Here is a 17,336-nt window from a genome sequence, read left to right as displayed (position 1 = left end):
CGCGAGTATAGTCGGGGCAGCCAAGTCGTGAAGGAGCGTGAATCATGAATATTTTTTCTAAACTGCGAGATTTTGTAGGCATCAACAATGAGCCTGAGTACGATGACGTGTACGACGAAACGGAAGGGGAGCGCTATCAGAACTTCTACCAAGCGCCTGAACCCAACGCCGCTGCCGTCGCAGCAGCAGAAGAAGAACGTCGTCAAAATCGTAGAATGCGGGAGCGGTCAGTAGTAGGATCGACAGGTATGGATGTCGTTGCACCAACTGCGGGAGTAGGGTCAGTAATGAATAACGTGATAGGAATGCCTGGAGCTATGAACGGGATTTCGGAAGTAGTAGTAATGGAGCCGCGCACTTTTGAAGAGATGCCGGCAGCAATTCGAGCGCTTAAGGAACGGAAGTCTGTGGTTTTGAACCTGACGGTGATGGACCCAGACCAAGCGCAAAGAGCTGTGGACTTTGTGGCGGGCGGTACTTATGCCCTGGACGGTCATCAAGAGCGAATTGGCGAAAGTATTTTCTTGTTTACGCCTAGCTGCGTGCAGGTGAGAACTCAGTCTGGTGTGGTTCACGAAGTGCCTCCTGCTCAAGGACGCCCTCGTCCTGCTGCTCCTGCACCGACAGTGTGGCCGGCAGAACAAGCTCCAATCGCTCAGTAGTCAGTAGTTAGTAGTCAGTTGACAGTGGTGAGTAGTCAGTAGTCAGTAGTCAGTAGTCAATAGTTAACAACTAATAACTGTGGAATAAACACTGCGGATTAATAACCTTAGCTAACAACTAAGTAACCAATGACAACTGACAACTGACAACTGACAACTGATAACTCAAAAGTGACAAGTGACAACTGACTAATGACAAACATAAAATTTGGTACGATCGGCGGCGGGGTAATGGGAGAGGCTCTCTTATCCCGCTTAATTGCACAAAAAGTTTATTTGCCTTCAGAAATATTGGTGAGCGACCCACAACTTCAACGGCGCCAATTTTTGACGGAAACCTACGGGATTGGAACAACAGCCAGCAATCTAGAAGTTGCTGCCGCTACAGAAGTGCTGTTTTTGGCCATTAAACCGCAAGTTTTTGATACCGTAGCTTTGGAGCTGGCGGTGGCGGCCGATCGCCAACAGGGCAATAATGGAGAAACGGCTAATTCCCAGCCAGAAGCGCTGGTAGTGTCGATTTTGGCAGGAGTGCCACTGAGCAAGCTCGAACCAGCCTTCCCGGGGCGGGGAGTGCTGCGGGTGATGCCGAATACTCCTGCCACGGTAGGAGCGGGAATGAGCGCGATCGCCTCGGGAAAACTCGTGCAACCGGCTGATTTAGAATTGGTAAAGCGCATCTTTCAGGCCGTGGGAGAAGTGGTAGAAGTGCCTGAGAGTATGCTGGATGCGGTGACGGGGCTTTCGGGTTCCGGGCCTGGTTATGTAGCAATTTTAATTGAAGCCTTGACAGATGGCGGAGTTTGTGCTGGTTTGCCACGGGCGATCGCCTCTCAATTAGCTTTGCAAACTGTATTCGGTACGGCGAAGCTAATGCAAGAAACGGGAATGCACCCGGCACAATTGAAAGATCAAGTTACAAGTCCCGGCGGCACGACTATTGCGGGAATTGCTAAATTAGAGAGTAGCGGCTTTCGATCGGCCCTAATCGAAGCAGTGAAAGCAGCTTGTTTGCGTTCTCAAGAATTAGGTAAATAAGCCAGGAATAAGGCACAGAAACAATCGGAAATGAGTTCAATCGCACTTTAAACCTGCCGCTGCCGCTGTCGGATACTGGACGGGAACAAAAGCTACACCAAATTGTTCTTTTCGACACTTAACAATATGCACCAATTGGCTGGGGGGATTTTTGCGATCGCCATTCTCTCCAAACTGAATAGTTCCTGTTCCTCCTTCCACAATAAAATTCGGAAGAGAAAGCGTTTTCTGCATTCCTTCGCGGCTGGGTTGCTGCAGCATTTCCATTGCCTTAATCAGTGCAATAGTTGCATCGTAAGCTAAGGCTGTATCGGTATTTACCGTTCCTCCCCACAGCTTTTGAGCCTGTTGAGGAAATTTTTTATTAATACTGCTTAAGGGATGCCAGGGGACAGACACGATTAGTTTTTCAAAAGATTTTAGCTGGGATGCTGCTTCTAAAGTTCTCCACTTGTAGAGTACCCAAATTCCGGCTATCAAATTGCGCTCGCGGTTGGCTTTAACCATTGCGATCGCGTTATTTAAGGAATTGGTAATTTGGCCGTCTGGAGATAAGACGATCGCTGTTTCTCCGGTTTGCTGGATTTGATTTAAAGCTGTTTGGGCATTGAAGTCTTTTTTAGATAAATCAAAGTCGCGAATCCTGACTATTTTTCCGGTTTTGTCATCTTGAAAATACCTTTTGAAATCCCGCGTAAAATAAGAACCTGACGAACTCCCTGGATTGTATAAAACTGCTGCTTTGTTTTTGCCTGCTGAGCGCAGATAGTTGGCTAAAGTTTGAGCCGCAAACCGACTCGAATAAGATGTGCGAAAGAAAATTTTTCGATGCTTTTCTGTCAGTTCTTCCGTTGTGCTTGCTGGAGAAACTAAAACCAGGTTATTTTGGTCATAAATATCTACTGTTGATACTGTCATCTCGCTGGCATAGTGACCTACTACCCCTAAAATATCCGGCTGTTTAACCAGTGCCTTTGCTGTTTTAATTGCCTCTGTTGTGAGATTTGCATCGTCAGCAATGATGACTCTCAGACCTTTTCCGTTAATAGCTTTGGCTTTGAGAAAGTTTTGACCGGGAAAGCTTTTATTCCTCTCATTAGCAGCGATGGTTCCTAAATTAACTTGTGTTTGGGCTTGGGCAACGCCGCGCAAAAGTTCTTTTGCTGAATCTGCATTAACTACGGAACCATCTTGATTTTTTAGGATTGGAACGGCAACAGCAATTGTGTAACAATCAATATTTTTAGCCTTCAGGAAAGCATTGTTCATGTAAATTAACGTTTCTGGATCGATGCTGTCTTCTTCAGTCCAGGATTTTTTGAATAAATCAAAAGCAGATTGATAATTGGATTTGGCAAACTCCTCAACTCCCTTTTGCTTTGACCGAGGCGAAGAAGTTGTTACTAGGATTTCTTCGCCGCAACTCAAAGCATCTCCCTGGATTAAAGGACAAGTTTTAGGTGCAATTGTGTGTAAAAAAATAGGGGCTGCCAGTCCCGCTGCCATTCCCCCGATCGCCAATGGCAACAAGCGATCGCGCGATCGAGAAAACAGCCTGCGTTTCGGCGACGGTGACTGCAATGCTGTTAGCGATCGCAAATCCTGCAACACTTCACCAGCGGATTGATAGCGATCGTTAAAGTGGTAGCGCACCATTTTATTTAAAACTTTTTCCAGCTTGTCGCTAATTTGTACCATCGGGCGATCGTCAGTTGAGTAGTGCCAGACGAGTTCCCCAGTTTTTTTATCATTAAAAAAGTCTTGAATATCTAAACCTGCGATCGCTTGAATGCCGATGATTCCCACAGCATAGATATCGCTGTTAAATCTTGGCTGATTTTTCCACTGTTCAGCCGGCATATAACCGTCTGTACCGATGATGCGAGTTTGAGTTATTTGACCGCCCTGAATCGCCAAATTGCTAATACCTTTGACTGCCCCAAAGTCAATCACGGCAATTTTGCCGGAGCGGTTGCACCGGATTAAGTTTGACGGTTTAATATCGCGGTGAATAATATGTTTTTTGTGGACGCAATCTAAAACTTCTAAAATGTCCTGCAATAAATCAATAACTTCTGATTCCCTAAACTGCCTGCCTGAACCGATCTCCTTGTTCAGCGGATTTCCTTCAATATATTCTTGAATTAAGTAAAATCTTCCCTGTTCTTGAAAGTGCTCGATTAACCTGGGAATGCGCGAACACTCTTCCAGAGATATCAGGGATTCAGCTTCTGTTTCAAATTGCACCTGTGCCCTGTGCAAAACATCGGGATCGTTCGATTGAGGAGGCTCAATTTCCTTGACGACGCACAGGGGATTTCCGGGGCTGCCCAAAGCGTTGTTAGCCGTATAGGTTTTAGCAAACCCTCCCTCACCTAATTTAGCGATAATTCGGTAGCGATCGCGCAGAATATCCCCTGGATTCAGACACATAAATTGTTCCATCCCCTTAACTCGCTGCACTCCTTGGTGCCGAGCGTACCACAAATATGACTTTTATGAACTCAAAGTTATGACTTTTATGAACTCAAAGTTATGAATATATGAATTGATTTCGAGAGTGGCTTATTTAATAATCTTGGCATCTGAGATTTTACGCGGAGATTTTTTATGGCTTTAAAACCCGATCCGTCAGAACAGCGGCGATTAATTGGCGACAATACATCCGAAGTCGTTACTTTGTCGATCGCAGATGCAACTAATTTTCCTTTGGGAGGTTGGATGCTCGGAGGTGACGATCTAGTCACCGGCTCAACAGCTAATGATTTGATATTTGGCAACGAAGGGGAAGATCTTATGAGCGGGGAGTTGGGCAACGATTCTTTACTCGGAGGAAAAAGTAAAGACTTCCTGTCTGGAGATCAGGGAAATGACTCTCTCAGCGGCGGTCAAGATGCAGATTTTGTGATGGGTGGTGCGGGAAACGATATTCTCTTGGGCGGTAGAGGCAATGATTTTTTACTCAGCGGTAACGGAAATGACACTCTGGTTGGAGGTTTGGGTCGCGACATTTTACTAAGTGCGGATGATAATAATACTTCACTCAAAATCGGGGGCAGCAACTTGTACGTCCTCCAAGCAGAACCCGGAGTTACAGATGTCAATAATGCCGATTTTATTTTAGGTTTCAGACCCGCTTTCGATCGAATTGGATTGGCAGGCGGTTTGACTGCTAGCGATGTAGATTTGCAATACGTGACAAACGTGACAGTCTTATTTGGGTTTGATGCACCAGAAAGTATCAAACCATTTGTCCCGCCAGGTGCATTCGATACTCAACCGATACAGAGTCAAGGCACTCTAATTAAAGTTAGGAATTCCGGTGACATAGTAGGGTTTGTGGCAAATGTAAGAGTGGCTGAGGTTCAAGGGAGTATTATCTCGGTTCAGGGATTCTAAGCTGTATAATGCGCTGCAATGCCTCCTGCAAAAGCTTAAATCGAAGATTGGACAGAGAAATAGTAATCTGCAACCAGCGTTACAACAATAATAATTATCAATCGCTAGCTGCTGTTTCCAATTTCTCCCCAATCCTCGGTTCCGTACCCTTCAACAGTCGCTGAATATTGCTCCGATGCCGCACAATTACAAACACACCGCCCGCAATTCCAAACAATAGATAAGCTAGCGGCTGATGTAAAGCAAACATCAATCCAGCAACGCTAATTGCTCCGATAATCGAGCTTAAAGAAACAATTCGCGATACCGCAAATACTATCCCGAAAATTCCGAAAGTTCCCAAACCAACTGGCCAGTACAAACCCAGCAAAACTCCCAAACTCGTAGCCACAGATTTACCGCCAGTAAACCCCAGCCAAATAGATTTGCTGTGACCCAAAACAGCAGATAAACCCGCTAAAGTTGCTATCCAAGGGATGACAGTTGCAGTATTTTCTAAACCTGCGGCAGTTGCTAGCTGCTGGGTGAAAGTGAGAGAATAAATGTAGCGGATTAGGACGATCGCACTTACCCCCTTCAACACGTCAACCAGCAACACCCCCAACCCCGGCCACTTCCCCAAAGTCCTCAGTACGTTAGTCGCACCAGTCGAACCAGAACCAACCTCTCGAATATCAATTCCCAGCATCCATTTCCCCAAAGCGTACCCAGTAGGAATCGAACCCAGCAGATAAGCTGCTATTAACAGTGCGCCATTTAAAATTATCCAGCTAGCCATTTTTTAATTTGAGATTTCGTGTACTTTTAAAATTTGCAACCTTTCCCCTAGCATAATTAGCAATTAGCAATTACTAATTAGCAATTACCAATTACCAATTACCCATTACCCAATCAAAAATCCTTAGCAGTCGTCAAAGTTTGCGGATCAGCAGCAAATGCCAGCCATAGCGGAAATTGCAGAATTGACAAACTAATTAAATCCTCAGTTTCATCAATAACAATTAGCGGCAATTTGCCATCTTTCACCAGTCGATCGGCTTTTTGAGCCAAAGCTTCCGCAGACTCAAACATAATAATCCCCCGTTCCGGGCCAAAATCGCTGCGAGTAATCCCCAAACAGTCCTGCAAACCCCGGCGCCACTCTCCCAAACGTTCGGGACTGTTGGCGAGCACCAAAGTCCGCACCCGTCCGCCGTAGACGCTTCTGAGTACAGAAATAATAGTCGAAGTAATCAAGATATTTTGCAAGCGCGAACCCATAGTCCGCAAAGCACCCCTTCCTCCTTGGGTGAAAAACCAATTAGAAACTCGTTCCGCGTGGATGGGTTCAAAAGTGCGGCGAAGTTGCCAAGGCGGGCCGTAGTAGTCGGGAAGAGTGCGGTATTGATCGAGGGTGCGGCGAATTTGTTTGGCTTGTTCTTGAAATCCCTGTTCGGCAAATTTGGGATTTACTGGTGCTGAGGATTGAGACTCCTCAGCAGGAATTTGCTTGGGCGTCTCTTGCATCGGTGGCGTCAAATCTAAGAGTTCGGCGGTGGCTGCCAAATCCTGCAAACTGCCTACTAGATAGTCTTTGAAACCCTGGACTCGAATTGCTAAATCTTGGGAAACGCCGGCAAAAGTGGTTCGCATTTCCTTTTGAATTCGATCGCGCCGGCGTTCGAGTTTTTCTACTTCGATTTGCAGCGCTTGTTTGCGCTGATCTAGTTGAATCAAGCCGTCTTGTACCAAACGCCCGATCGAGGCTTGAGCGGAACCCAACGCTTCTATAGCATTGGCTTTGTCGGCTTCCAAGGCGGCAATTTTTTCTGTCAAAGCTTGTTCTTGCTGCTGCAATTCTTTGACTCTCTCTGCCAACTGTTCGGTAACATTTTCTGGGATGTGCGTTACCATTTCTGCGGTTGCTGTTGGCTGGGAGTCTGTTGGAAGCTCAATTTGAGCGATCGGGCTTTCTGATTCGCCATCGTCGGTGTTGGGCTGAATTTGGGCGATTGCGCCTGCTTCGTCCACGAATTGGGCGATTTCGGCATCTTCCTCGCCCAGGGGCGGGTCTGTTTCTGCCGGGATTTGGGCTTGAAGTTCATTTTGGTCGAGCCACAAATCCTCTGTTTGAGATGGAAGTTGGTAATCCGTCTCATTTACGGGTAAATCGACTTCGCCGGCACGGCTTGGGGCGGCTGGTTGTGGTTGCGGTTCTTGGGTTGGAGATTCGTCTGAATTCATGGGAAATTTGGTTCGGCGTAGGGCACGGAAAAGTTAAAAATTAAAAATTAACAACTTTTTTAGTCTTGACGGGGACAGCGCTGTTCTAAGCAGGTCTGTAGCATTTTACGATCGAACAGAACCGGCAGAAAGTGAATGCTGTTAATTTCTTTGAAATAGAACAAAATCGGCACAGCGGGCCAAAATATCCGCCAATTTTGCCATTCTCGGTAAGGAAAGCGACGGATTAAGTTGGACGATCGATAAATGTCCAAATCGGTTGGGGTAAATTGCAGCCGGATGGTGGCGGCTTGGTACATCAGAAACAAGCCGAACAGCGAAAGTGGCAAACTCGCCCACTTCTGCACGAACAGCAGCGGTAGGGCCGCCAGTACCAGGACTAGGGGAATCGCATAACTCGGAGCGAGTTCGATCGTATTTGTCGGCGCAGTCGAAGAGGCAGTGGTATTCACGGGTTTAAATCAAGGGTAGTAAACGAATGTTGCCGATTATTCATATTTTATCTGTTTCCAAGCTTACAAGCCTTTGAGTACGCTAGAGCCCGTCCCCTGAAACATCAGCCAAGTCATGAAAAAGTTCACAATAAAAATAGCCAGTAAAGCCGTAACTACCGCCGTAGTAGTCGATTGACCGACGCCTTTTGCCCCGCCGGTGGTTGTCAAACCCCAGCTAGTGCCGATTACAGCAATCAAACCACCGAATACAAAAGCCTTAATTGCCGCGCTGCAAATATCCCACAGACTCAGGAAATTGCGGACTGATTCTAAAAACACGCTTTGAGAGATGCCGTACATCGTCGTAGCAATCAGCAGTCCGCCGAGGATGCCGGTGACGAGACACATGATGGTTAAAATGGGCAGCATCAAGCAGCAAGCAAGGACGCGGGGAATTACTAAATAGTCGATCGGGTCTGTTCTGAGCATCAGCAGGGCATCTATCTGTTCTGTTACCTGCATCGTGCCGATTTCCGCTGCAAAAGCCGAACCTACCCGTCCCGTCACGATTACGGCTGTTAAGACGGGGCCGAGTTCACGAGTCAAAGACAAAGCCAAAACGCCACCGACGACATTGCCGGCCCCGAGGTTAATAAACTCCCTCGCTACCTGAATAGTAAATACCATGCCGACAAAACCCGCAGTCAGCAAAGCAATCAGCAGAGATTCCGGGCCGACTGCGGCCATTTGGTCGAGGGTGTTGCGGCGGTGAATTTTGCCCTTCAGCAAGTGCAGCATGACTTGGCCGCCCAATAAAATTGCTGCCAGCAAACGCTGACTCCACAAACTGAGGCTCGAAGATGTAGTAGGGGTCAAGGGATTTCGACTCTAGAACAACTGCAAAAAATGAAATTTATCTACAAATCTTAAACAAGTTTTTTCTATAACATTTAAGATTTCTGACAGAACTGGCCACTGAGGGCGATCGCTGCCTATCGTAGAAAAGGACAAGTTTTGTTTGCTTGCACCTTTCGGCAGTTTAGCTGAATTTACTGACTCTTATGAGCATTTTTCCCAATTTTCTTCGCTCTGTACTGCTGACCAGCCTGTTGAGCTTTGTCGCCCCCTTATTGTTAATCGGCGCGGGATTGACTAGCTTTTCGCTGATCGGCTTCGTCCCTGCTCTCCAAGGAGTTGGTCGTTCTGGAGAAGACCTGATTTTGCAGTTCTTAGCTACTTTCGGCACCGGCTGTCCCCTCCAGGGTTTTTTCGTAATCGGTCTAACTTTTGGTTTGGTGGGTGCTTTGTTTGATACCTACGCTTCTTATCAGCACTCGCGTTGGAGTTAATTTTGTTTCGTTATATATGGGATTTGAGATTTTAGGTTGGGAACTATAAATTAAATCTCAAATCTCAAATTGTTGGGTTGCGATTCCATCAAATAGCGCCCCCTGCAATGACTTTACCTACAAACGGATAGTTGCTAGCAGACAGGAGTGGTGGAGAGCAAAAAATTTTAGACCAAAGTTAAAATTTCCCGATTAATGTGTGGAGTCAATCTCAAATCTCAACTCTCCAACCTCAAATCGGCTGACTTCGCCCAAAAACGGATACTTGAAATTTTAGACTCTTGGTCAAACTTCCAGATTCATCTGTGGAGTCAATCTCAAATCTCACATCTCCAACCGACTCACTCTACATTATTGCTCGCAAATGTTCGGTAATGCGATCGCCCTTTTTGCGGAAAACCGAATCCCCCTATTTCTGGAGCTGGAATATATTAAATACAAGTTGAGTCAAGTGTTTCTCAACTTCTAAAAACTTCAGATAGTCGAGGTATTAGTTATGGCACTTATTCGTTGGGAACCTTTGCGGGAAATGGACTCCTTGCAACGCGAAATGAATCGGTTGTTTGATAGCTTATCACCGGCAACCGATCGCGGATCTAACGGTTCTGCTTTTCTACCCCCCGCCGAACTCGATGAAACTCCCGAAGCCATCCACCTTAAATTAGAAGTTCCGGGCATGGAAGCTAAGGATTTGGACGTACAAGTAACCGCAGAAGCTGTTGCTATCAGCGGCGAACGCCGTCACGAAAGTAAGAGTGAAGATAAAGGCATGACTCGCTCTGAGTTCCGTTACGGTTCGTTCCGTCGGGTTATTCCCCTACCCGCACGGGTTCAAAATGACAGCGTAGAAGCTGAGTACAAAAATGGAGTTTTGCACCTGAATTTGCCTAAAGCGGAAGCAGAAAAGAACCGCGTGGTGAAAGTGCAAATCGGGGGCTAAGAATTGTTTCCTACTTTAGTTAGTTTTAGTTAATTAGTAGGGGGGCGCAAGGCACCCCCTATTTGTTTTTGAAATTTGGAATTGGTAAGTGGTAATTAGGCCGAAAAGCATTGGGAATGAGTAATTAGCCCTTGCGAGTTTGAGGAATGATTCTTCCTTTTTCCTTCTTCGTTCTTCCATCCATCTGTTACATCCTCAGAAAGCGAATCCGTTCCCGAACTTCCTTGTTCCGATTCTTCAACCGTGCTAAACTCCAATAAGCAATGGTTGGTCAGGAGACTTGCGTGCCGAGTCAGGGAGTGGGAGGAAATGGAATTGCATCTGAGTTTGGAGACTTAACCGGGATGACTCGCCAAGAAGTCGATGACTTTTTGCGCGGGCTGGGTGCAGAAATCAGAACTACTGAAGGGGGTTATCTTGAATACGAATTTGCCGATCGTTCGCGAGTCAATATCCGTCCTGATGGTGAAGTTGTACGCACCCCAGCTCCCAGATACGGTTCAGATGGCCGAAAAATAAACAAAGGTTTACGTCTTGACAAAGATGGCAGCTTGGTCAAAACACGCGATGAATTTGGCAATAAGATTCCTGGGACGCACAATTCTGGAGAAAAAGTGAGTAATTAATATGCCCGATGACTACAACTTGCTTAATTTAGGTGGACTTACATCCCTCATCACAAATGTCAATGTGTCTTTGTGGGGGAATGAAATTTTATTTGAATGTATTTACGATCCGACAGGCGATCGATTGCCTTATAGCATAGTATTTCATGACTGCCGAGACATCAGTTGGGAGGTGTTCCATCCTGAAGATGTCACCGATCCTGAAGCTGATTTGATTGGCATTCATTTGGGTGAAAACGCGCACCGGAAAGCAGCTTTGATTCATACAGACATTTTTGAAATTTCAATTTTGTACGGCAGTTTTAGCATTCACAAGGGAGAAAACCTAAATGCTGAAGTACCAGATTTAGAAACAAAGGATCTTGGTATCACAATCGCCAGCAGTATTGTACCAGTTGTAAACCCCCGCCCGGTTAAATTGCCAAGGTTTTAGTAAAATTATATCGGGTAAAATAACTATTACAGTCCGGGACGGACTCCGACTCCTCGAAACTCGGTTTTTTACCTAATATGCGGGTTTTAACGAAGTGTTTTCGTAAAAAACCCGGTTTCTGGGCCCCCATATGTAAGTCCTATATTATTAGGTTTGTAGTGAGGAGTGAAGTCCTCATCAAAAATCTGAGGATTGAAGTCCTCACTACAAAAGAATTACCAATTTTTCAAAAAAGACAGTAGGTATTGTTGCCCGCCTCAGTTTACGATACTTAATAGAACTTTTTTCCCAGATGAGGTAAAACACAATGCCTGATATTGTTGATATTGCCGTAGGTGCGGGTTCGTTCCAAACCCTGGTAACAGCCGTGCAAGTAGCTAATTTAGTAGACGCGCTCAAAAGTCCGGGCCCTTTTACTGTCTTTGCACCCAATGACGATGCTTTTGCGAAATTGCCGCCGGGAACTATCACAACCCTAGTGCAGAACGTTCCCCAACTAACTAGGATTTTGATGTTTCATGTCGTCTCCGGTAAGTTCATGAAAGCTGATTTGGCAAAACTCGGCTTTGTTACTTCCTTGGAAGGTTCGCCGATTAAAATTGATTGTTCTGACGGTTTTGAGGTGAAAAATGCTACAGTTGTCGCTGCGGATATCGAAGCTGATAACGGCGTCATCCATGTGATCGATAATGTGATTTTAATGGGCTAGTTTCACCGTCCATTGATTTTCGATTTTCGATTTTTGATTGACTCAACACCTGAATTTGAGGGTTTGAACTTTGGTCTAAATTTTTTTGAGTTCGATCGCCCAAGTCGGAGCTTGCATCTGTGTTTGGGTGTGAGCTTAAGTGTCGCAGCGGGAGCGAGAGCTTGCATTGAGCAGTGTCTCTTTGCTCCCGATCACGTCATTGTTTTTTAGCGATTGAAGGTAATATAAATATAAAACCGTTGTCTTTTCGCCGGATGTATTTTAAGATGATTGTTTGTCAAAGTTTTAAAATCAATAATTATAATATAAGCAAACCAGTTTGGTGAGCACTATGCAAATCCTAGCCGCCAGCCTCAAAGCAAAAGTCCGCCAGCGTACCTTGGAACTGCAAGTTCTCAACGAACTTACCGAGAAAGTACAACTCGCGGCTGGGGCTGATGAAATTTGGTCTGCGTGTCTGGCACATCTCGGGCGCCTGATTCCGGGCGCGGCGATCGCAATTTTGACGCCACCGGACGATCGACTATACCTGGAACACTTACAGCCGTTAACTGCTAGCGCCAGAGCCGAAATTAAAGGGCGCTTGCAAGCTGCTGGCGCTGAATGGCTTGCTGGCAATCGGGACTGGGCGCACAACATGACTCCGCCACCAATTGCTCAGTTTCAGTCGGTCTTGATGGTACCAGCCAACCTGGAGGAAAGTGAAGAATTGTTGGGAGTATATTTCATTGGTGCAGAGCAGGCAACTGCTTTTAATTTGGAACACCTTTGTTTACTCCACACTGTCGCTCAAATTTGTGCAAAACAGTTAAATATCTTAGCTGCTAAAAATACCCGTGTCAAGGATAAAATTAAAAATAATTTTGTTCTAGATTCGGAAAGTCAAGAACTATTGTTGCGGGCTGTAATGGACGAGACCCCGGACAGAGTTTTTGCGAAAAATAGAAACTTTAGATACATTTTTGTAAATCAAAGTTTTGCTGAATATGTGGGGAAAAATGTTGAGGAAATTATCGGCAAAGATGATATTGAATTAGGGTTTTCAGCCGAATTAGTATTTGGCGATCGCAACGGCAAAATTAGGGGCATCCGCGAGGAAGATCGAGCTGTGCTGGCTGGAGAGAGGGTTCGCAATCCCTACCAGGCGATCGTCTTTGAAGGTGGCAAACAACACATCTTTGACACGCAAAAAGTGCCACTGTGCGATGCAGAGGGTAATATATTTGGGGTTTTGGGTTTTTCTAGAGAGATTGGTCAATTGCAGGCTACAGATGAAGCCAGGAATCAAAGCCAAGCCCAACTGCAAAAAATTACTGCTAGCGTACCGGGTACGGTATATCAAATTGACTTGCATCCAGACGGCTCGATGGTCTTCTCGTTTGTGAGCGCGGGCTGCCGAGAATTGTATGAAATAGAACCAGAGGCTGCTCAGCAGAATTTTAATGTAATTGTTGACATGATTCATTCGGAAGATCGAGATGATTTTCTCAACTCGGTGACGCTTTCTGCTGAAAATTTGCAGCCTTGGCGGTGGGAAGGAAGAATTGTCACTCCGTCGGGAAAACTTAAATGGGTGCAAGGAGCTTCCCAGCCAGAATTCCAAGCATCGGGGGAGATAGTTTACTACGGCTTGTTCACGGATATTAGCGCCAGGAAACAAGCTGAACTGAAGCTGCAACTTTATCAACAAATCTTTTTGAAATCCAACGATGCGATCGCGATCTTAGACGCCCAAGGCTATTACTTAGAAACAAATCAAGCTCACACGGCTTTGCTGGGTTACAGTGCATCGAAATTGTGGGGGAAAACCCCGACAACTCACATGGGAGAACAGGCATTTGCCTCGGTAATGCAAACCTTGGCAGAAACTGGGAGTTACCGAGGCGAAATGACCTTTATTAAGGCTTTGCCAGAAGGAACAGTTGAGGTCGAGCTTTCGGCTTTTGCGGTTCTCAATGATGCTGGGGATGTAGTTTGTTACGTAAGTGTCAAAAGAGACATAACCGAACGAAAGCGAGCTGAGGAAAAACTAAAGCTTTACCGAGAAATATTTTTAAACTCCAATGATGCGATCGTCATTATCGATGCTGACGGGTTTTTCCTCGAACAAAATCTTGCTCACCAAACGCTTCTAGGATACACAGACGCGGAATTAGAAGCAGAAGCTTCGCCGCTGGTTGCGGGGGAGCGCTTTTTGGCAATTGCCCAAAGTTTAGCGAAAACAGGAAGTTTTCGGGGCGAAATTACTAACTCCACTAAAAAAGGTCAGACGCTGGCGATCGACGTTGCGGCCTACTCTGTGATTAACAACGCCGACGATGTAATTTGTCATGTCTGCGTCAAGCGCGACATTACCGAACGCAAAAAAGGAGAAGAAGAACGGCAAAAATTTGTGTCGCTGATTGAAAACAGCAGCGATTTTATCGGTATGGCTACCCTGAAAGGCAAAACGCTGTTTGTCAACGAAGCCGGACGAAAACTGGTGGGTGTAGAGAATCTTTCGGCAGTGCTTGATACCGAGATATGGGAGTATATCGGCCCAACTTTTAAACAGAAATTCAGTCAAGAGATTTTGCCAACAATTAGCAACCAGGGCCAGTGGCAAGGAGAAGGTCAAATGCAGCACTTGCAAAGCGGAAGACGCATTGATGTTGCGATGAATGCTTTTCTGGTCAAGCACCCTCAAACCACCGAACCGCTGTGCTTTGCTGCGGTAATTCGCGATGTCACCGAACGCAAGCAAGCTGAGAGAATGCTGCGGGAACAAGCAGAACAAGAACGCCTGGTTTCGGCGATCGCCCAGCGAGTCCGGCAGTCTCTCAACCTCACTCAAACTCTGAGCACGGCTGTACAAGAAGTGCGGCAGTTGTTGGCAACTGACCGCACGGTAATTTATCGTTTTGATTCCGAGGAAACAGCGGTTGTTGTTGTGGAATCTGTAGGGGATAATTGGATGCCCCTGCTGGGCAGAAAAGTTCAAAGAACATCCTTGGGGGAAAGTTATGTATGGCTGTACAGTGCAGAAACAATTCAAGCAATGGCAGATATTTATACGGCCAATTTGAGCGAGGAACACCGAGATTTACTTGCTAGTTTGCAGGTAAGGGCTAATGTAGTTGTACCAATTTTTATAGGCGATGAAAGTCAGGGTTTCGCAGCAGAATATTCGCCGGAAACTCGAAGTGAACTGCCGGGAAGGAGTTGGGAAACGAGCCAAAATCGGTTGTGGGGATTGCTGATTGCCCATCACTGCAGCGCTCCGCGTGTTTGGACTGATTCTGAGATGGATTTGCTGGGAAGGTTGAGCGTGCAGTTGGCGATCGCCATTCAGCAATCTACTCTTTTTGAACAAGCGCAGCAGGCCCGAGAAGCAGCCCTAGAAGCATCTCGAATGAAGTCGCTATTTTTAGCAAATATGAGTCACGAAATCCGTACTCCAATGAATGGAGTGATGGGGATGACTGATTTGCTGCTGAAAACGAATCTTACTCCCGAACAACTTGACTTTGTGCAGACGCTGAAACTCAGCAGCCAAAATTTACTGTCCATCATTAACGATATTCTGGATCTCTCCAAACTGGAAGCAGGAGAAATGCGGTTAGAAACAATCGAATTTAACCTCAGTATCTGTGTGAATGAAGTGCTGGATTTGTTGGCAACTCCCGCACAAGAAAAAGGTATAGAAGTGGTGGCACTGATTGACAGCGACGTGCCGGTGCAAATTAAAGGTGATGCAGCGCGGTTGCGGCAAATACTCACTAATTTGATCAACAACGCTATTAAGTTTACAGAAGCCGGAGAAGTGGTAATTGAGGTGGTCAATGCTAGTAATCCTGGGTTATTGGCAGCCAGGGAGAATCCGAAAATTTTAGAGAATATCGATCCGTCAAAAATAGAAAACAATGACTCGATGCTCCTGCTGTTTAAAGTCACAGATACAGGAATTGGGATTGCTCCAGAAGACAAAAAAAAGCTGTTTCAATCTTTTACTCAAGTTGATGCCTCTACGACAAGAAAATATGGTGGCACAGGTTTGGGGCTGGCTATTTCTAAGGAGTTGGTGGAGTTAATGGGTGGGCAAATCGGTGTGGAAAGTACCCCGGGCAAAGGCTCGACTTTTTGGTTTACTGTGCCGATAGTTAAGGAAAATTTAACTGCTGTCGGGGCAGCGTGCGAAGTTAATTTGGAAACGGTGCTGGCGGGGCGAAAAATGTTAGTTGCGAGCGACAAGCCGACAGTACGAAAAGTGCTAGTGAGAATGGCTGTTTTGTGGGGAATGGAGGTGGAGGAGGTTGAAAACGGTTGGATGACGATCGCATCTCTGTACAAAGCTGTCAGCCTTAATTCCCCTTACGATATCGTTTTGGTTGATATTCAGTTGCCGGAAATGGTGGCGGGAAGTCTCGAACGCTTGAGGATTTCTGAGCCTGCAATGCAGCAGACAAAGTGGGTGGTGCTGACTTCAATGACTCAGCTTGCAGAGGCGAAACGCTTGGTAGATAGTGGTTTTAGCGGGTATTTAACTAAACCTGTTAAAGCTCACCGACTATTTGATTGCTTGGCGAATGCGATCGCCCCGATGACGCTGATTGATGAGCCGCTGGCAAATTCAACGTCCACTCGAGCCTCAGCTATTGACAACCGGGAGTTAGCAAGTTTAAAGATTTTGTTAGTTGAAGATACTCCAATCAATCAAAAAGTTGGTCTCAATCAACTTAGAGTTTTGGGATGCACTGCGGATGTCGCCAATAACGGTGCAGAGGCGCTATCTATGGTTGCTCTGAAAAAGTATGACATTGTGTTGATGGACTGTCAGATGCCGGTTTTGGACGGTTACGAAGCAACGCTGGAATTGCGCCGCCGGGAAGCGGCAGATGCTGCTGCTGGCAAGATGGAGCCGCATCAAAAGACGGTGGTGATTGCGATGACGGCGAATGCTTTGAAGGGCGATCGGGAAAAGTGTCTGGCGGCGGGCATGGACGATTATATTAGCAAACCTATTGCGATTGAAAAGTTAAAATCGGTACTAGAAAATTGGTCGGCAAAGCTAAAAATTGAAACTCCCAAGTTTCATGGAGAGGAACTTCAAAATTCTGAGCCAGATATCGAATCGGTAGTCGATATGGCACGTTTGCACGAAATTTCGGGCGCTGATTTAGAGTTTGAGCAGGAAATACTGCAAGCTTTTGTGGTGGATACTGGTAGTTATTTAGAAGCTGCTAAGGAGGCGATCGCCTCGGGAGATATGGAGACACTCGCCCGCCACGCTCATCAAATTAAAGGTGTCAGCGCTACCGCGGCAGTGCGGTTAATGCCCGATATGGCAGATCAGCTTCAAAGTCTGGCCGAATCAAATGATTTCGAGGGGGCTACAAAAATCATCGCTGAATTAGAAATAATTCTGGCGCGGGTTCAAAACTTGATGCCTACTGAGTAATCAATCAATTTTCTTTTGAACAGGGCTATCGGGCCCAATCGCGGACAGCTCTTGGCAGCCCCCAGGAGCGATCGCGTGTAAAGATT

Annotated in this window: 14 protein-coding genes; 9 read left to right on the top strand and 5 right to left on the bottom strand. The window is 46.1% G+C overall.

Annotation, left to right across the window (positions count from 1 at the left end; genetic code table 11):
* Positions 1–44: 44 nt before the first annotated feature.
* Both QUA04_RS00755 and proC read left to right on the top strand, forming a co-directional pair.
* Entirely contained in the window at positions 45–662 is a 618-nt protein-coding gene (locus tag QUA04_RS00755; RefSeq protein WP_333045108.1) for a cell division protein SepF, read from the top strand.
* A 192-nt stretch (positions 663–854) separates the two neighbouring features.
* Complete coding sequence (proC, locus tag QUA04_RS00750; protein ID WP_333252839.1) at positions 855–1,700, top strand: pyrroline-5-carboxylate reductase; 846 nt, start codon at positions 855–857, stop codon at positions 1,698–1,700.
* 36 nt (positions 1,701–1,736) lie between these two features.
* Here proC and QUA04_RS00745 read toward each other — a convergent pair whose 3' ends face one another.
* Complete coding sequence (locus QUA04_RS00745; protein WP_333252837.1) at positions 1,737–4,187, bottom strand: bifunctional serine/threonine-protein kinase/ABC transporter substrate-binding protein; 2,451 nt, start codon at positions 4,185–4,187, stop codon at positions 1,737–1,739.
* Between the two features lie 123 nt (positions 4,188–4,310).
* Here QUA04_RS00745 and QUA04_RS00740 point away from each other — a divergent pair, with 123 nt between their 5' ends.
* Positions 4,311–5,099: a calcium-binding protein gene (locus QUA04_RS00740; RefSeq protein WP_333171976.1), complete on the top strand. Its 789-nt coding sequence runs from the start codon at positions 4,311–4,313 to the stop codon at positions 5,097–5,099.
* 97 nt (positions 5,100–5,196) lie between these two features.
* Here QUA04_RS00740 and plsY read toward each other — a convergent pair whose 3' ends face one another.
* The 4 genes from plsY to QUA04_RS00720 form a co-directional block, all read right to left on the bottom strand.
* Entirely contained in the window at positions 5,197–5,877 is a 681-nt protein-coding gene (plsY, locus tag QUA04_RS00735) for a glycerol-3-phosphate 1-O-acyltransferase PlsY (RefSeq protein WP_333252835.1), read from the bottom strand.
* A gap of 113 nt (positions 5,878–5,990) precedes the next feature.
* On the bottom strand, positions 5,991–7,322 hold the full coding sequence (locus QUA04_RS00730) for a DUF3086 domain-containing protein (protein WP_333252833.1): 1,332 nt from the start codon (positions 7,320–7,322) through the stop codon (positions 5,991–5,993).
* A 59-nt stretch (positions 7,323–7,381) separates the two neighbouring features.
* Entirely contained in the window at positions 7,382–7,774 is a 393-nt protein-coding gene (locus QUA04_RS00725) for a DUF3119 family protein (RefSeq protein WP_015178462.1), read from the bottom strand.
* Positions 7,775–7,837: 63 nt separating this feature from the next.
* Complete coding sequence (locus QUA04_RS00720) at positions 7,838–8,632, bottom strand: MlaE family lipid ABC transporter permease subunit (protein WP_333252831.1); 795 nt, start codon at positions 8,630–8,632, stop codon at positions 7,838–7,840.
* A 185-nt stretch (positions 8,633–8,817) separates the two neighbouring features.
* Between QUA04_RS00720 and QUA04_RS00715 the strand changes: the two genes are divergently transcribed.
* The 6 genes from QUA04_RS00715 (at position 8,818) to QUA04_RS00690 (ending at position 17,250) form a co-directional block, all read left to right on the top strand.
* Positions 8,818–9,105 carry a hypothetical protein gene (locus tag QUA04_RS00715; protein WP_333252829.1) on the top strand — a complete coding sequence of 96 codons (288 nt, stop codon included), beginning with the start codon at positions 8,818–8,820 and terminating at the stop codon, positions 9,103–9,105.
* Between the two features lie 496 nt (positions 9,106–9,601).
* On the top strand, positions 9,602–10,045 hold the full coding sequence (locus tag QUA04_RS00710) for an Hsp20/alpha crystallin family protein (protein ID WP_333252827.1): 444 nt from the start codon (positions 9,602–9,604) through the stop codon (positions 10,043–10,045).
* 263 nt (positions 10,046–10,308) lie between these two features.
* The gene (locus QUA04_RS00705) at positions 10,309–10,671 is read left to right on the top strand and encodes a hypothetical protein (RefSeq protein WP_333252825.1); all 363 of its coding nucleotides are present in this window, start codon (positions 10,309–10,311) and stop codon (positions 10,669–10,671) included.
* Position 10,672: 1 nt separating this feature from the next.
* Positions 10,673–11,104 carry a hypothetical protein gene (locus tag QUA04_RS00700; RefSeq protein ID WP_333252824.1) on the top strand — a complete coding sequence of 144 codons (432 nt, stop codon included), beginning with the start codon at positions 10,673–10,675 and terminating at the stop codon, positions 11,102–11,104.
* Between the two features lie 307 nt (positions 11,105–11,411).
* Positions 11,412–11,813, top strand: coding sequence for a fasciclin domain-containing protein (locus QUA04_RS00695; RefSeq protein ID WP_015178455.1), 402 nt, complete (start codon positions 11,412–11,414; stop codon positions 11,811–11,813).
* 331 nt (positions 11,814–12,144) lie between these two features.
* A complete protein-coding gene (locus QUA04_RS00690; protein ID WP_333252822.1) occupies positions 12,145–17,250 on the top strand; it encodes a PAS domain S-box protein in 5,106 nt (1,701 codons plus the stop codon).
* The last annotated feature ends 86 nt before the right edge of the window (positions 17,251–17,336 follow it).

The organism is Microcoleus sp. S13_C5 (genome assembly GCF_036700845.1).
GTDB lineage: Bacteria > Cyanobacteriota > Cyanobacteriia > Cyanobacteriales > Microcoleaceae > Microcoleus.
Note: the sequence above shows the minus strand (reverse complement) of the source record. Positions and strands in the feature narration are given on the sequence as shown.

Excerpts from the sequence above, each read along its gene's own strand:
- QUA04_RS00695 (WP_015178455.1), top strand. The coding sequence starts at position 11,412 with ATGCCTGATATTGTTGATATTGCCGTAGGTGCGGGTTCGTTCCAAACC.
- QUA04_RS00730 (WP_333252833.1), bottom strand. The coding sequence starts at position 7,322 with ATGAATTCAGACGAATCTCCAACCCAAGAACCGCAACCACAACCAGCC.
- plsY (WP_333252835.1), bottom strand. The coding sequence starts at position 5,877 with ATGGCTAGCTGGATAATTTTAAATGGCGCACTGTTAATAGCAGCTTAT.
- QUA04_RS00710 (WP_333252827.1), top strand. The coding sequence starts at position 9,602 with ATGGCACTTATTCGTTGGGAACCTTTGCGGGAAATGGACTCCTTGCAA.
- QUA04_RS00715 (WP_333252829.1), top strand. The coding sequence starts at position 8,818 with ATGAGCATTTTTCCCAATTTTCTTCGCTCTGTACTGCTGACCAGCCTG.
- proC (WP_333252839.1), top strand. The coding sequence starts at position 855 with ATGACAAACATAAAATTTGGTACGATCGGCGGCGGGGTAATGGGAGAG.
- QUA04_RS00740 (WP_333171976.1), top strand. The coding sequence starts at position 4,311 with ATGGCTTTAAAACCCGATCCGTCAGAACAGCGGCGATTAATTGGCGAC.
- QUA04_RS00690 (WP_333252822.1), top strand. The coding sequence starts at position 12,145 with ATGCAAATCCTAGCCGCCAGCCTCAAAGCAAAAGTCCGCCAGCGTACC.
- QUA04_RS00700 (WP_333252824.1), top strand. The coding sequence starts at position 10,673 with ATGCCCGATGACTACAACTTGCTTAATTTAGGTGGACTTACATCCCTC.
- QUA04_RS00705 (WP_333252825.1), top strand. The coding sequence starts at position 10,309 with ATGGTTGGTCAGGAGACTTGCGTGCCGAGTCAGGGAGTGGGAGGAAAT.
- QUA04_RS00755 (WP_333045108.1), top strand. The coding sequence starts at position 45 with ATGAATATTTTTTCTAAACTGCGAGATTTTGTAGGCATCAACAATGAG.